Origin of the sequence: Butyricicoccus sp. AM32-19 (assembly GCF_003480365.1) — a bacterium.
Taxonomy (GTDB): domain Bacteria; phylum Bacillota; class Clostridia; order Oscillospirales; family Butyricicoccaceae; genus Agathobaculum; species Agathobaculum butyriciproducens.
In genome coordinates this window covers 42,275-56,400 of sequence record NZ_QUIX01000006.1, presented here as the reverse complement: position 1 = coordinate 56,400, position 14,126 = coordinate 42,275, and the positions used below count along the sequence as shown (strand labels likewise).

Sequence of the window (14,126 nt, the reverse complement as noted above, 5' to 3'; positions counted from 1 at the left end):
GACCGGGAAAAAGCATAACCGGGAGAAATCCGTCAAGGGTGCCTCTGGCACCGCCTGCGGCGGCGCTGCCCTTGACTGATTTTCCCGGCTATGCTACGGAATAACTGGCGACGGGGAATGATTTATATCTCCAGAGCTTCGGGGCGCGGGGCAGAGCCCCGCAATCCTCGGGCCATGTTGACCCGAAGTTTCGGCTTACTTTTCCTGTTCGTTTTTCTTCTCCGGCTTTTCATGTTCCTTCTGCTGACCCTTCCAGTCGTCCAGCAGCTTGATGATCTGGTCCTTCATTTCCCTCGGCGTAGTTTCCTTGCCGAAATACTTGCTCAGTTCCGCACCTGTCAAAATCACTTTGTCTACCTCCTTTTTGTCCTCCATCATAATGCCGTCGATCACATCCCCGTTGAGCAGCTTCTTTTCGTCCAGCTCACGCATACGCTTTGCCTGCGCCTGTGAAGGCGAGGACTGCTGGCTGTCAATGGCGACGGCGATATAGTTCTGGTTCTTCTTGCCGATATAGGAAAGCTCCACCGCCGTAGTAAAGCCCAGCTTTTTTTCATCCATCAGCTTCATCAGGTCGGGAACCAGCTCATTGAGCCGGATATACCGCTGCACCTGCTTGACCGCCATCTTATTGCGCTCGGCTACAATTTCGTTGGAGCGTTTTCCTGCGTCCTTCGGGTCAATCTGGCCCGAAGTGCGGGAGCCCTGGTGCTTGATGGCCTCAAGCTGCATTTTCAAGGCTTTGGCCCGTTCACTGGGGAGGATTTCTTCACGCTGGTTGAGATTGTCCTCGACCATCTGCGTGATGGCTTCATCGTCCGTCAGATTGCGAACAATACAGGGCATATCCGCATATCCGGCAAGCTCGCTGGCCTTCTGGCGGCGGTGGCCGGACACGATCTCATAGCCGCCATCCTCACGGGGACGGACGATAGCGGGCTGGGTCACGCCCTTGTCCTTGACGCTGGACACCATAGCCCGCATTTCTTCATCATCCCGAACCTCAAAGGGATGGTTCTTGAAGGCGTGAAGCTCGTTCAGCTTGATATAGACGATCTGTTCCTTGCCCCGGCGTGGTGCATCCTTCGGTTTTTCGGGTCCCTTCGGAGCGGGAGCGGCCTGTACCGTTGGCGCCGTTTTTTTCTCCGGTTCCTTTTTGACCGCATTTTCCGTTTTCTGTGCGGGAGCTTCGGGCTTCGGGGTTGCGGCCTTGTCCTTATCTGCTTTCGGGGGACGGCCCCGGCGCTTTGGCTGTTCCGGCTCTTTGGGTTTTTCCTCCGCTTTCTTCGGAGCCTCCGGCTGCTTTTCCGGTTTTTCCGTTTTTGCCGGGTCAGGCTTTTCCACGCCGGGAGCTGCCGCCCGTTCCTCGGCTTTCTTTTCCTTCATAATTTCAGTGAAGTTATAGACGGAAACCTGCGGGTTCTTTACCTCCGGTTCCGTCTTTTTTTCCGGCTCCGGGGAAACGGAAACCTTCTCCGGCTCTTTTGGGGGAGTAGGCGGTGTTTCTTTGCCCGGTCCGGTATCCGTTACCGGCTGTTCCGGCGTTTTTGTGGTTTTATCATCTGCCATAAGCATTTACCTCCTGTTTTTTGGCATGAAAAAAGGGGCTCAACTTTTCAGTCAAGCCCCCGTGGGAAGTTCCTCCTTTCTCCGCCATGATACAAAAATACCGCCCGTAGTCTCATTTGGGCGGTACTTTGTGTAAGATTGGCAGTCCATTATTAAGTTTTTTATTATGTTCCCTTTGTACACCGTTGCAAACATTGCCGTATTCATCATAAAGTGAACGCAAACAGCACTTTGATATGTAAGGGTCATAAAATGCCAGTAATTTTTCAATCGCTTTTTCGTTTCCGTCCATAGCTGATGAAATCAAGTAATAAGACGGTTTCTTAAATAACTGTTTCATTTTCTAATGTTCCTCCTTGAGTATTTTTTTCATAGTTTCCAAAGCGTGATGTCGGTTTCTAAATACACCGCTTTGCGTGATTTTCTGCAAGTTGGCAATTTCACTTTCTGTCATTTCCAAGAAGTAATACATCAACAGAGTATTGCGTTTTCTTTCTGGAAGTTTCTTCAAGGCTTCTGCCAATTCATCATCAAGGACACGAATATCAATGCCACATACTGAAAAGATTGTATAATCTGTTTCGTAGTCGTCCCAAACAGCCATTTTATCAACAAGGACATCTGGCAATTCGCTGAAAGATATTTCTTTATTCTTACGACGGTTTAATTCCTTGTAATAATCTTTCACGACACTACGGACAACTTTCTTTAAACAACTTTCAAAACGACATTGAACTGTTTTCTGGAAGTCAGACGGTTTCATCAATCTCACCTCCTTTCCTTTATGATTTGAAAAGTGTTTATCCCTCTTTCCGCACCATATAAGGACAGCTAGGTGTGATTTAATGACCTCTTTTGAAAAATTTTTTAAATTTTTTCGGGTATGAAAAAAGCCCGCACAAAACATATAGTCTGTACGAGCCTTTAAAGCTAAAACATAGTAATATTGTATCATTAAGAATCACAAATCACAAGTGATTTGTGATTAATCACTTGTGATTTGTGATAAGTGATTTGTGATTAATATATAAAAGCCCTCTTTAAAGGGCTTTTATGTTTATTTTGAAAAAGAGATAAAATCAATATATCCCTTTTCCCCAATTTTTACAACGGCATTGTAGGGCTTTTTCTCTTTGTTTTTGATTCCTTTTACCAGGGTTTCTTTTCCCTCCAGTAATTCTTTTACATTCGTTTTGGTTAGTTTTTTCTTTCTAAAATGTTCAGCTAAAGTAAACTTACATTCAGGATAATTTGAACAACCATAAAACGATTTTTTTAATACAATATTGTTGCCACACTTAGGACATTTTCCTACAAGGGGTCCCGAGCGCTTAGTGGGAATTTGTACCCCTTATCGATACAAATTCCCCGTAGGCGCTAGGGACCTCTTTAGCTTCTTGGAAGCTGTCAGTAGTATATCTAATAATTTATCTCCATTCCCTTTAGTAACGTGTAACTTTCCAAATTTACAAAAGCGACTCATAGAATTATTTCCTCCCGTTAAATAATAGATAACTATTAAAAATAGACAATACTTGCTCATAAGTAATGGTACTTAAATTGTTTACTTTGGCGTGTTTCATTGCTTGATGAAATTGATTTTTAGTAAACAGTTGACGATATTCTCGATTGACCCATTTTGAAACAAAGTACGTATATAGCTTCCAATATTTATCTGGAACATCTGTGGTATGGCGGGTAAGTTTTATTAAGACACTGTTTACTTTTGGTTTAGGATGAAAGCATTCCGCTGGCAGCTTAAGCAATTGCTGAATCGAGACTTGAGTGTGCAAGAGCAACCCTAGTGTTCGGTGAATATCCAAGGTACGCTTGTAGAATCCTTCTTCAACAATCAGATAGATGTCAGACGCACGGCTTTCAAAAACCACTTTTTTAATAATTTGTGTGCTTAAATGGTAAGGAATATTCCCAACAATTTTATACCTCTGTTTGTTAGGGAATTGAAACTGTAGAATATCTTGGTGAATTAAAGTGACACGAGTATTCAGTTTTAATTTTTCTGACGATAAGTTGAATAGATGACTGTCTAATTCAATAGACGTTACCTGTTTACTTATTTTAGCCAGTTTCGTCGTTAAATGCCCTTTACCTGTTCCAATTTCGTAAACGGTATCGGTTTCTTTTAAATTCAATTGTTTTATTATTTGGTTGAGTACTTTTTCACTCGTTAAAAAGTTTTGAGAATATTTTATATTTTTGTTCATGTAATCACTCCTGAAGTGATTACATCTGTAAATAAATACAGAAGTTAAACGATTTGTTTGTAATTTTAGTTATCTGTTTAAAAAGTCATAAGATTAGTCACTGGTAGGAATTAATCTAACGTATTTATTTATCTGCGTAATCACTGTTTTTAGTCTGTTTCAAAACAGTAGATGTTTTATCTACATTACGCATTTGGAATACCAACATGACGAATCCCTCCTTCTTAATTACAAATTTTTAGCATCTAATTTAACTTCAATTCCTATTATACAAAATTTTAAGATAACAGTCAAGAACATATCTGCACAAGTTGTAGATATACCATAAATGCTGATAATCAACATGATTACGCTTACCATCAAATAAGTAAGTGTTTCTTGCTTATTAAAATTATCCATAGTACAACGTGAATTCCAGAGAAAAAGAGAAATCGCACCAAGAATAATACTTAAAACAAAAATGACATTTCTTTTTTTACTGTCACGGAACATTTTCTTTTCATTTTGTTTGTCAAAATAAAGAAAATCACGTATCGTCATTTTACTTATTCTTCTTAATAGATTAAGCAAAACCAAAACATAAATAGTTAAAAAATAAATTATCAATAGTCCAATAGAAACGAAATTCAAAGAAATAAAGAGAGTTTTTGGAATACCCAGTAAGTTTACAATTACTAACGACACAAACTGGCTGAATAAAAAGCCAATAGGAATAGCTAATACAAATGCTAAAATTCCCAACAGTATATTTTCAATTACAACTAAGTGGGCAATTTCTTTTTTCTTAATGCCAAGAAGCATATATGTTCCTAATTCTTTACTTCTTTTTTCAAACATAAATTTCGTTGTATAGTTGATCAAAAAGCATATCACAAAAATAATAAGAATATTTACAGCGAACAATGAATTCTTAAATGCATCCATACTGGAACATAACTTTACAATTTCATCAGAATTTGCCACCAAATTAAAAGCAAATATAAGAGAAAAGGATGCAGTAACGGTTATCAGATAAATCAAATAATCTTTAATATTTCTTTTTGTATTTCTATACGCTAACTTACCTAACATTTCCCACTTCACCTCCGAGCAAGGTTAATATATCCAGTATTTCATTGAAGAAATCTTTTCTGCTTTTTTCCCCTCTGAAAATTTCATTGAATATTTTACCGTCTTTCAAGAACAAAATACGTTCACAGAAAGACGCACTAAACGGGTCATGTGTTACCATTAAAATAGTAGCCTGCATTTTCTTGTTGATTTCAGACATTGTTTCCAGTAATAATCTGGAAGCTTTTGAGTCCAAAGCTCCCGTCGGTTCATCAGCTAAAATCAGTTTCGGTTCATTGATTAAGGCTCTAGCACAAGCACAACGCTGTTTTTGTCCGCCAGAAACTTCATAAGGAAATTTCGATAAAATATCACGAATACCCAATTTATCGGCGATAGCATGAACTCTTTTCTCAATATCAGTAGGGTTCTGTTTGTTGATAACCAATGATAAAGAAATGTTTTCTCCAATCGTTAAAGTATCTAAAAGGTTGAAATCTTGAAAAATGAACCCTAAATTTTCACGTCTGAAATCAGCAAAATCTTTATCCTTGATTTTGGTAATATCTTGATTATTGACTGTAATGTGTCCGCTGGTTACAGTATCAATCGTAGAGATACAGTTTAATAGGGTAGTCTTTCCAGAACCACTAGCTCCCATGATTGCGACAAATTCGCCCTTATCTACATACATAGAAATACCGTCTACTGCCTTTGTGATATTTCCAGAGTTACCCCCGTAGTATTTTTTTACTTGCTCTAAATTTAAAATGTGTTCCATTAAAAATCGCTCCTTTCTTCCTGCCACATTTATTTGTTTTGGAATACAATTAAATTATAGCAAGGGCAGTATTCAATTACACTTACAGTTTTGAAAGTAAACAGAGAGTAAAAGAGCCGTGATAATGCAGATCACAATTTTGTGAAGCATTTCCACGACCCTTTTATTATAATTTTGCCTTTGTCTTTTTCGTAATGATATAAATATATTCTTCTGGTGTAGGGCGTTTATTCCCAAAATACTTTTTGAAATTTGCCTGCACCTCTGGGTCGGTGCTATTCATAGCTTCATCAATCGTAGCTTCAATATCCGCCCGAACATCAGCCAATGATACACCGCCAGCTTTTGCACCAGCTTTCAATGCCTTTTTTATATCTCTTTTGTTCAGTCCTATCATATTCATACCTCAATTCTACTTTTTAAAGCTAATAAGTTTTCCATTGTATTTTACAATGATGAATATGATATAAAACACTCCTACAACAATCAAAATAAGACCTATGTAATAGCCTAATTCAGAATGAGAGATTAAATTGATAATCGGCATAACAAGAATACCAATACTAACCAGTAAAGTGCCTATTCCTATTTTTTTTGTAAACACCTTTTTATCTTTAGGGTCAAGTTGTGTATAATGATAACCATGTAATAAAGTAATATTCTCTTTTATACCTATTTGATAAGATGTAAAAAGTAAAAACAATCCTATAACTATTTCAACAATCAATTCCTCTAATTCCATAATCGTTCTCTCCTTTAATCAAAATAAAATAATTCTTCAAATTTTTTATCTAAAGCTATACAAAGCACTAATGCCAATTTTGCTGTTGGATTAAATTGTCCAGTTTCAATAGAACTAACTGTATTCCGAGAAACCCCGACTAGTTCAGCTAATTCTGTTTGTGATAATTTTTTTTCTTTTCGTACAGTTTTTAATCTGTTTCGCAAAATTAAATGTTCGTCCATTCTATAAACCTACCATTAAAAATTTATAAAAGTAATACCCCATAAATAGAAAAAAGAATAAAGCAATAACAAATTTGGATTTATTTTTTGAAATATGTGCTTCATAACCCATAGAGCCAAATGCCACAGACCCAATAATTGTCATTATGTCATAGTAAGGTTCTTTACAAACTGCTTTAATGAAAAGAATTAAAATGCAGATAAATAAAACAAACATTAAGCCAAAAGATTTCCCTTGAAGTTTAATATGTTTTTCGTATTCATCAAGATATAGATTCTCTTTTTTGTTTTGTGATAGTATTTTTTCTTTATCCATTATATAACGCTCCCTTCAAATAATACCAAGTACACTTGTCATTTATATTATAGCATTCGGTCATTACAAGTCAATATTTTTGCACAGTTTTCTTGTCGTTTTGTAAAAGCGTGCAAATCTGATAGGAAATGCACGCTATATCATTTATCCTACAATCTTCCAGTTACTATCCTTATGTAGCACAAGCTCATACTGCGATACCTGCGTCGCTTTTGTCTGATTATCAATGAATTTTACCGCAACCTTGACTTTCACATTGTCGCCGTCCTTTATAAAGATAGGGTTTACCAGTTCAGAATAAAGGTAGTCCCTGCCGATAGGTTCAATCACATTTCCCAATACATAGTAAGCAAGCTCTTTTTCCGTCGCTGTTGGGTACAGCTTAAAGAATGTTTCCAGAAAAGCGGTAGCGTCATTTACCGTATCAGCGTCCACGCTTGCGTCTGCTTCTGGTGTCTTAGGCTCATAGTCTGATTTTTCAACTGCTGGTGCAAGGGTAGGGTTTTGAACGATTACCATATCCCCGTCTGCGTCCACATAGACTTTTACAGTATAGGTTGCTTTCACATTGCTTGTCTGTTCTCCCTCTTTTATCTGCTGATCTACTTCGTAGGTAGCAGAAAAAGTGTCCGCTCCCGATTGCTCGATATGCCATACAATCACATCTGTAACCGTGGAGCTGGTCGGTATATCGGTTCTAATGGTGTCTACATTTAAGTCCTGCAATTCCTTTGTCAGATAACCGCTGATTGCCTGCGTCCTTGCTTCGATAGCTTCTTTGCTGTTATCCCATGTGTAATAGGACTTCGCAAAGTTTTTCACGAAATTTTCTATCCCGTTGGTGTCCTGCAAGCAAAGTTCAATGATTTCTTTTTCATGGGTGGTGTGCTGGTCGATAGCCGTAAAATTCTTATACACCCCAAAGCTCACGCTTGCGACAAGCACCACCCACAACGCAATCACGGTTTTCTTATGTGTGCCTACCTTGACAGTACGCACCTTTTTTTCTTTTGGTTCTTTGATAGTTTCTGTCTGTTTCTTATTCTTCTTAAACATATTTTTCAAGTCCTTTCTATTGTTTTACTCGTCCTGCACCGATTAAGTGCTGTTGCCAGTAACTACTACTTAGGTCTGCATATCCTATCGGGTCGCCTGCGTGGTACATCTGTGTCGGCGAAACAAGAATACCGACGTGTGTTACATACGAACCAGCGTTATAGGTGGAATGGAAAAACACCAAATCGCCTGCTTTTGCCTGCGAGAGTGGCAGATGTTGGGTTGCGTCATACTGTGCTTGTGCTGTTCTCGGTAAGGAGATACCAGCTTTTCCATAGCACCATTGCGTCAATCCCGAACAATCAAAGGAAGTATTCGGGTTACTGCCACCATACACATACTTCCAGCCTTGATATTTCAACGCTTCATTCATTACCTTTTGTGCCAGTTCTCCCGATACCTGCGGAACTGCTAAATACTGATTGACTACTTCCACATAGAACATATTTCCATAGCCATACCGCCAGCCCCCATTCTTAGCAACGGCTATCGGGTTGGTGTAGGTTACTTTCTTTCCACCCGATTTCTCACGGGCGAAGCTCTCTGCAAGATTAAAAGTGTGTTTTTTTCCTTTTCCTGCCACATATCCCACATAGCCACCGCCATAGTTATAAGACTGTATCGCTACATTCAAGTCGTCGATACCTTGATTTTTGCAGGAAGAAAGCAGGGACGCAAAATACTTACACCCCTGCTTGATTGAGCTTTCCGTATCTAAGGAATTAGGCGGTAAACCAAGACTTTCCGAACTCTGCATAACATCTTCTGCCGTACCGCCACTTTCTACTTGAATGATAGCAAGTAACACATTGACATACTCGGAGATACCGTTTTCTCTGGCGTATTTTTCTACCATAGGCTGATGTTTCAAGACTTCTGCGGATAGGTTCATACCCGTAATGCCAGAAGAAAAATTGCTGTTCTCGTCGTCGCTGTCCGCACTAATGAGGACGCCAAAGAAAAGCACCAGAGAAAAGAGGATAGGAAACAGACTGCCAATGATAGCGATATGTTTCAGTTTCATTTTTTCTTCTGTCCTTTCTTCGTTACAAGGTTACGGGTTTTCTCTATGGTCTGCTGGTTCTTCTGGACGCTCTGGGTCTGCTGAACCTTTATCCTGCGGTCTTTGGTGTCATTCTGGCGTGTTTCCTGCGATACCACTTTTTCTACATTCTGCCTATGTACTGTCTGTGTAGGCTGGGGTGCTTTCTTATCAGAAGCACCAGAAGATAACGGACGCTCTTTGATAACATTTGTCTTGACTGGCTCACTTGCTTTCGGAGTTGGAGCTGTGGCTGGGCGTTTGACTTCCTGCATTTTTTCAACACTCGGCTTTGGAATGGTTGAAGCTGTGACTGGTCGCTCATGGGGACGGGTAGCTCCCGTTGTCGCTGATCCGTCAGCCTTTCGCTGTACCTGCCTTGCTTCTTGTGCCTTTTGAAGCTCCATACGTTTGTCAGCGATATTTTTCTTACGCTGTTCCTGCTTTTCCAAGCGTCCCGTCTGTCTGGACTGCTGTTCCTGCACCATGCCACGCTTGAAGTCGGACACGCTGGACTTTGCCTTTTCCTTTGCGGAATACACCGCATAAGCGGTCTGTGTCGGCATATCCTTGATATTCTCTTTGACAGCGTTTGCCTTGTCTTTCACTTTATTTTTCGTATCTAAAACAGCACCGACTTTTGAACCTGCACGCTGTCCCATGCTGGAAGTGGTATTGCCCCGATTTTCTTTAGAAGCCGTATTTTTTCTTTCGGCTCTCTTGCCAGCAACGGCACTTCCAGCCACCGCACCAGCTACACCGCCCGAAATACCGCCAGCACTTACCGCCCTTGCAATACGGTGTTCCATACGCCTAGCCCGATGTCGCATAAACAGATACGGTCTGCGGAATATGCGTCGTCCCATGCTTTGACTGTCGCCAGCATTAAGTGAGAACATACTCATTAAGTCGCCCAGCTTCATGTAGATACCAGCGAAACATACTATCTGCAAGAACGCCACCATAAAGAATGGGTAGTCTGTGGAAATGTTGTAAAACATACTGGAAATACTAAATGCCACCGTTACAATGAGCGTTATTCCTGCCCGTGTCATTATGGTATTAAATACTCTCACGATTGCCTGCTTTGCCATGCTTTCATAGCTCGGTATCATGGAAAGTAAAAAACTGATAGGTAAAAACATTGCAAAGATAATAAAAAGTATCTGGCTGAACAACATCATGCCCGTAAGCAAGAATACAAATATCGTGATACCCAAGTTAAAGAACAAGAGGAAGAACACCATACCCAAACGGTTCACGACCTGCGGTATTGTCAGATTGTTATTGTCGTTGTCCTCGATTTCTGTTTTCACGACTTCCTCTCTGGTTTTCCCGTCCTCGTCCTCTGGACTTGCCGATACGAGAGCTTCTACACGGTCTGTCCCGATTTCTTCTGCGTTGCTGTTCCCGAATTGAAGCAAGAGCCACGGCTGTTCCACTTGAATAGAAAATAGGCTGTCCCGTATCAAGTCCACGCTGTCCTTACCCTCGCTGTCGGAGTTAGGGAGCATGATTTTTGTTCCCAAATCCAAAGAAGCGGTACTGATGTCTGATGAAAATTCATTTATCTTCTTGATATAGTCGGGAGCATAAGCAATAAATGAAGCGGACAGCACGAACACCACCACAAAGTTGATAACAGCGTGAAGTGCTTTGCTGGTTTCCCGTTTTATCAGTCCCGTATAAGCAACGTACATTCCCACCACTAAGATAATGAGAAGCAGGAAACCAACATAGAAGCCCGTAGAAGAAAAGCCGTTCTCGGTAACGCCTGCAAGGGTCTGTATGCTCTTTCCGATACTGTCTGCCATATCATTGATGAAGTCCAGCTTATAGGCTTCCTGCACCACATAGCCCGTTGCATTACTCAAATACAAACTGATAGTCCAGACAAAGTTGGTAATGCAGTACAGCCCGTATTGTACCGATTTTCCGATACCGTCGAGCCAGTTCCACGGAAGCCACGACCAGCTATTATCGACGAAAAAATCAAGCTGGTAGTTGGAAAGGGGATATTTTGAATAAAGATTTTCTGCGTTTATGGTATCGTCTACAAGCCCCGTCGCATGAGCCACCGTCCCCAAAAGTGAAAGCAGGATAAGGGAGAGTGCCACCACGAACAGAGCCATTTTGAGAAAGTGGAAAATCTTCTTTTTTGTGAACACACCTTTTATCCTTTCTTTCATCACTCCACCTCATTTCTCTGTACGGGCGGTCTGGTATCAAAGGCGTGTAGCAGTTCTTCAAAGACTGGGTGTATCTGCACCACACCGACACGCCCGTATAAGTCCTGCAATAAGCATTGTCCGTTCTCCAAATCACGCAAGCGTTTCTGGTTGTTCTCATCGTCCTTGTCGATACCGAAAAACTCTAAGGTCTGCTTTATCTCGTTTATATCCGTGCTTCTAAATGCAAACTTTAAGCCGATATTGTTTTTCAGACTTTCCTTTGACACGTCATAGGCAGACTGGGTAACGAAATAAACGCCTGCCTGCATAGCTCGCCCAGCACGAACCAGCTTATTTGATAAGGTTTCTCCTTGTGCCACATTTAAGAACGCCCACGCTTCGTCTAAATCGACAATCTTAAAAATGCTTCTGTCCGAATGGATAAAATCAAGGGCAAAGGTACTAATCACAATCAGCATAGACACAGACAACAATTCAATGGTCGTGTATTCTTCAAAAGTGGTATCTTTATCTGGCAGTACAAGGTCGGCTACTTGAATGATATTGAGCTGATTATCCAGACTGATAGCATTTTCTACCGTACCGTCTGAAAACAGCAGGTGTGCAAAGTCGTAGTCCGTGAAGCTGTCGATATGGTCTGCGATATTTCTTGATATGGGCGTATCTTCACGGCGTAGCTCGTCTATCACATGGAGCAAGCCCCGACTGTCGCTCTGGGTAACGGAGCGTACTGCCTTACGAAGTACGGGGAATTTTTCGCCGTCCCTTGAAGAAATACCCGTAAGGAATGTTAAGATGTCGATTGCCAGACTTTCAGCGTCTTTTACATTCTTCATAATCACAAACGGGTCAAGAAGCCCTGCATTGTCCTTATCGCTGGTAAGATTTACGATATTGATTTCATGTGCAATCTCTGGGAGCGTTTCTTTCCAGTTACCACGCTCACTTTTAGGGTCTAACAGAAGTGCTTGACCGCCAAACAGCACCGCATAATATACCAGAAGATTGTTACAGAACGATTTCCCACCGCCAAGCGAACCGACAAAAGCAGACGCTAAAGCGTTGGTAACTGTACCTTTTACACCTTGACTGGCAAGGGACGGTTGCAGGTACACATTTCTTCCCGTATCAACAGAATAGCCCATATAGATACCCGTAGTTTCTCCTAACTGCTGTGTCGCACCAAAGCCAAGCCCAGCTAAAAAATCTGATTTTACATACTGCACATAGTCATTGATATATCGCTTGCTGGCTGGTAAAAATTCAGAATGAAGCCCCAGCATATCCCCAGCAGGACGCACCAGCTTTACATTGAGGTCGTCGTAAAAGTCCTTGACTTCATCACAACGGCGTTTCAGCTCGTCAAGATCGGGTGCAGACACCCGTATGACGTAGCTTAACTTATACATACTTTCTTTTGTCTGGTCTAAATCAGTTTCCAGCTCGTCCACGCTGTCTAAAGCGTCCACCACATTTGAGCTGGTTTCACTTCCTGCTTGATAGGCGTGATTATCAAGGTCTTTCAGTTCCTTTTTCTTGTTGCGGACGGTCGTTAATGCTTTCCGATTTTCCACGATTTCTACATTCATGCTCGTATCAACGGGGAATGTGAATTGCTGTTGCTGGAAATAGAAGATTTCAGACGACGGAAAATCAAGCTCTCCTACAATCGCATTGACGGTAAAATAGGACACATAGCTTTCCTTGTCCTCATGTTCCAATCGTAAATACCGCTGGCTTTCCTCAATCACACACCTTGTCGGACGGATAAGGTCGTAGTATTTTATCAGCGTCTCTTTGTTCAATTTTTTCTTTGGTAGCTGGTACTCATAATCTTCATAAGCGATACCGTCCCTGCCGTAAAGATGTTCCATGAGATACCCAAAATCATGGATTTCCAAGCGACGCACCTTAAAGCGACGGGAGATTTTATTTTCCAGTAACTTTTCCATTTTTATGTAACGGTTGATTTCATCATTCGGCATGGAAACAAAATCATTCATCAGCGTGTGGTTCACTTCATGGAGAAATTCTGTGAACGTCAGCCACACCGATTTTTTGATGTTCTTCAGATTGAGCTGTTCTTCCGTAACCATGAGCTTAAAGCCAAGAAAAAAGCGGTAGTCCACTTGATTGTCCCCAATCATAGATACTAACGCTTCGGTCTGTTCGTCTATCTTCTGGCAGGCAACTTCCTTTAATTTTCCAGTTACCAGCTTCTTTGACTGTTCCTGCATACTGCGGATTGAGCTTTCTGTGGCAATCTGCAACGCATGAATTTTACCCTCACGGGACTGTGCGATAAGCTGTCGGAAACTGTCATGCACGATAAATTTCTGCTCTGCGGATAGAAAAGAATAGTTGTATGGTATCAGCTCATAGTAGGCGAACACCTCATTGTCCTTGTTCCAGACAAGGTTATTGTCAATATATTTTATCGGGAACATAGTTCACACTCCTTACTGCCGTGATTGTTTCATTCAATATCTGCTTATGCAGTTTTACGGCTTTTCCTGCATAAGTGATTTTTGGTCGCAGGGCATAGGTTATCTGTGATTTCAAAAAGCTGTACGGCTTCTTTCCGTCAAAGGTTTTCTGCGACATGAACCAAGTGAGAGCAACGGGAATACCAAAGTATTTGAGAAATGCTCCCTCAATCATGGAAAGTGGGGGAATATCCCCAAACAGAATGATGATAAATTCCGTAATCACAAACCATGTAATCTGTGTAAAAGTAACGGGAAAGGGTAAGTTAAAGTCATTGATTGCATACAAGACTTTTTCCACGTTCCAGATACCCGTGTAGCTTTTAATCTTTTTCAAGTTCTTTCAGCTCCTTTCAAAATAGAAAAGGACAGCCATTTTCAGACTGTCCCTTAAAGAGAAATACGCTGTCAGTAGCAACAATGCTTGTCGCTGATCTTCCAGC

At 41.0% G+C, this 14,126-nt stretch carries 17 protein-coding genes; all 17 read right to left on the bottom strand.

What is annotated here, in order from left to right:
- Window positions 1–195: 195 nt before the first annotated feature.
- The 17 genes from DW806_RS06970 to DW806_RS06880 all read right to left on the bottom strand — a co-directional run bounded on the left by DW806_RS06970 (window position 196) and on the right by DW806_RS06880 (window position 14,020).
- On the bottom strand, window positions 196–1,575 hold the full coding sequence (locus DW806_RS06970; RefSeq protein WP_118729522.1) for a ParB/RepB/Spo0J family partition protein: 1,380 nt from the start codon (window positions 1,573–1,575) through the stop codon (window positions 196–198).
- Window positions 1,576–1,681: 106 nt separating this feature from the next.
- Window positions 1,682–1,909 (bottom strand): helix-turn-helix domain-containing protein, encoded by a 228-nt coding sequence (locus DW806_RS06965; protein WP_279220776.1) that lies wholly within the window; start codon window positions 1,907–1,909, stop codon window positions 1,682–1,684.
- 3 nt (window positions 1,910–1,912) lie between these two features.
- On the bottom strand, window positions 1,913–2,332 hold the full coding sequence (locus tag DW806_RS06960; RefSeq protein WP_003061815.1) for an RNA polymerase sigma factor: 420 nt from the start codon (window positions 2,330–2,332) through the stop codon (window positions 1,913–1,915).
- A 294-nt stretch (window positions 2,333–2,626) separates the two neighbouring features.
- Entirely contained in the window at window positions 2,627–2,911 is a 285-nt protein-coding gene (locus DW806_RS06955) for a topoisomerase C-terminal repeat-containing protein (protein ID WP_002326770.1), read from the bottom strand.
- Window positions 2,912–3,056: 145 nt separating this feature from the next.
- A complete protein-coding gene (erm(B), locus tag DW806_RS06945; protein ID WP_001038795.1) occupies window positions 3,057–3,794 on the bottom strand; it encodes a 23S rRNA (adenine(2058)-N(6))-methyltransferase Erm(B) in 738 nt (245 codons plus the stop codon).
- A 124-nt stretch (window positions 3,795–3,918) separates the two neighbouring features.
- On the bottom strand, window positions 3,919–4,002 hold the full coding sequence (locus tag DW806_RS06940; protein ID WP_001814874.1) for a 23S rRNA methyltransferase attenuation leader peptide: 84 nt from the start codon (window positions 4,000–4,002) through the stop codon (window positions 3,919–3,921).
- A 20-nt stretch (window positions 4,003–4,022) separates the two neighbouring features.
- Window positions 4,023–4,865 carry an FtsX-like permease family protein gene (locus tag DW806_RS06935; RefSeq protein WP_003060411.1) on the bottom strand — a complete coding sequence of 281 codons (843 nt, stop codon included), beginning with the start codon at window positions 4,863–4,865 and terminating at the stop codon, window positions 4,023–4,025.
- Window positions 4,855–5,625 (bottom strand): ABC transporter ATP-binding protein, encoded by a 771-nt coding sequence (locus tag DW806_RS06930; protein WP_003061398.1) that lies wholly within the window; start codon window positions 5,623–5,625, stop codon window positions 4,855–4,857. The genes DW806_RS06935 and DW806_RS06930 overlap by 11 nt, the downstream gene beginning before the upstream one ends.
- Window positions 5,626–5,791: 166 nt before the next feature.
- Window positions 5,792–6,022, bottom strand: a complete 231-nt coding sequence (locus DW806_RS06920; RefSeq protein WP_003060191.1) for a hypothetical protein — start codon at window positions 6,020–6,022, stop codon at window positions 5,792–5,794.
- A 15-nt stretch (window positions 6,023–6,037) separates the two neighbouring features.
- Window positions 6,038–6,367 carry a DUF3784 domain-containing protein gene (locus tag DW806_RS06915; protein ID WP_003061243.1) on the bottom strand — a complete coding sequence of 110 codons (330 nt, stop codon included), beginning with the start codon at window positions 6,365–6,367 and terminating at the stop codon, window positions 6,038–6,040.
- Window positions 6,368–6,381: 14 nt separating this feature from the next.
- Window positions 6,382–6,591 carry a helix-turn-helix transcriptional regulator gene (locus DW806_RS06910; RefSeq protein ID WP_007286202.1) on the bottom strand — a complete coding sequence of 70 codons (210 nt, stop codon included), beginning with the start codon at window positions 6,589–6,591 and terminating at the stop codon, window positions 6,382–6,384.
- A 1-nt stretch (window position 6,592) separates the two neighbouring features.
- The gene (locus tag DW806_RS06905) at window positions 6,593–6,907 is read right to left on the bottom strand and encodes a DUF6442 family protein (protein WP_003061887.1); all 315 of its coding nucleotides are present in this window, start codon (window positions 6,905–6,907) and stop codon (window positions 6,593–6,595) included.
- 144 nt (window positions 6,908–7,051) lie between these two features.
- Window positions 7,052–7,963 carry a conjugal transfer protein gene (locus DW806_RS06900; protein ID WP_003062215.1) on the bottom strand — a complete coding sequence of 304 codons (912 nt, stop codon included), beginning with the start codon at window positions 7,961–7,963 and terminating at the stop codon, window positions 7,052–7,054.
- A gap of 16 nt (window positions 7,964–7,979) precedes the next feature.
- Window positions 7,980–8,987, bottom strand: coding sequence for a bifunctional lytic transglycosylase/C40 family peptidase (locus tag DW806_RS06895; RefSeq protein WP_003059774.1), 1,008 nt, complete (start codon window positions 8,985–8,987; stop codon window positions 7,980–7,982).
- Window positions 8,984–11,194, bottom strand: a complete 2,211-nt coding sequence (locus tag DW806_RS06890) for a CD3337/EF1877 family mobilome membrane protein (RefSeq protein WP_003060083.1) — start codon at window positions 11,192–11,194, stop codon at window positions 8,984–8,986. The genes DW806_RS06895 and DW806_RS06890 overlap by 4 nt, the downstream gene beginning before the upstream one ends.
- The gene (locus tag DW806_RS06885) at window positions 11,194–13,644 is read right to left on the bottom strand and encodes an ATP-binding protein (RefSeq protein WP_003060327.1); all 2,451 of its coding nucleotides are present in this window, start codon (window positions 13,642–13,644) and stop codon (window positions 11,194–11,196) included. The genes DW806_RS06890 and DW806_RS06885 overlap by 1 nt, the downstream gene beginning before the upstream one ends.
- On the bottom strand, window positions 13,622–14,020 hold the full coding sequence (locus tag DW806_RS06880) for a conjugal transfer protein (protein WP_003061368.1): 399 nt from the start codon (window positions 14,018–14,020) through the stop codon (window positions 13,622–13,624). Before DW806_RS06880 ends, DW806_RS06885 begins: the two co-directional genes overlap by 23 nt.
- Between the last annotated feature and the right edge of the window lie 106 nt (window positions 14,021–14,126).

Excerpts from the sequence above, each read along its gene's own strand:
- DW806_RS06970 (WP_118729522.1), bottom strand. The coding sequence starts at position 1,575 with ATGCTTATGGCAGATGATAAAACCACAAAAACGCCGGAACAGCCGGTA.
- DW806_RS06905 (WP_003061887.1), bottom strand. The coding sequence starts at position 6,907 with ATGGATAAAGAAAAAATACTATCACAAAACAAAAAAGAGAATCTATAT.
- DW806_RS06965 (WP_279220776.1), bottom strand. The coding sequence starts at position 1,909 with ATGAAACAGTTATTTAAGAAACCGTCTTATTACTTGATTTCATCAGCT.
- DW806_RS06900 (WP_003062215.1), bottom strand. The coding sequence starts at position 7,963 with ATGTTTAAGAAGAATAAGAAACAGACAGAAACTATCAAAGAACCAAAA.
- DW806_RS06930 (WP_003061398.1), bottom strand. The coding sequence starts at position 5,625 with ATGGAACACATTTTAAATTTAGAGCAAGTAAAAAAATACTACGGGGGT.
- DW806_RS06915 (WP_003061243.1), bottom strand. The coding sequence starts at position 6,367 with ATGGAATTAGAGGAATTGATTGTTGAAATAGTTATAGGATTGTTTTTA.
- DW806_RS06960 (WP_003061815.1), bottom strand. The coding sequence starts at position 2,332 with ATGAAACCGTCTGACTTCCAGAAAACAGTTCAATGTCGTTTTGAAAGT.
- DW806_RS06895 (WP_003059774.1), bottom strand. The coding sequence starts at position 8,987 with ATGAAACTGAAACATATCGCTATCATTGGCAGTCTGTTTCCTATCCTC.
- DW806_RS06890 (WP_003060083.1), bottom strand. The coding sequence starts at position 11,194 with ATGAAAGAAAGGATAAAAGGTGTGTTCACAAAAAAGAAGATTTTCCAC.
- DW806_RS06935 (WP_003060411.1), bottom strand. The coding sequence starts at position 4,865 with ATGTTAGGTAAGTTAGCGTATAGAAATACAAAAAGAAATATTAAAGAT.
- DW806_RS06885 (WP_003060327.1), bottom strand. The coding sequence starts at position 13,644 with ATGTTCCCGATAAAATATATTGACAATAACCTTGTCTGGAACAAGGAC.
- DW806_RS06910 (WP_007286202.1), bottom strand. The coding sequence starts at position 6,591 with ATGGACGAACATTTAATTTTGCGAAACAGATTAAAAACTGTACGAAAA.
- DW806_RS06920 (WP_003060191.1), bottom strand. The coding sequence starts at position 6,022 with ATGATAGGACTGAACAAAAGAGATATAAAAAAGGCATTGAAAGCTGGT.
- DW806_RS06940 (WP_001814874.1), bottom strand. The coding sequence starts at position 4,002 with ATGTTGGTATTCCAAATGCGTAATGTAGATAAAACATCTACTGTTTTG.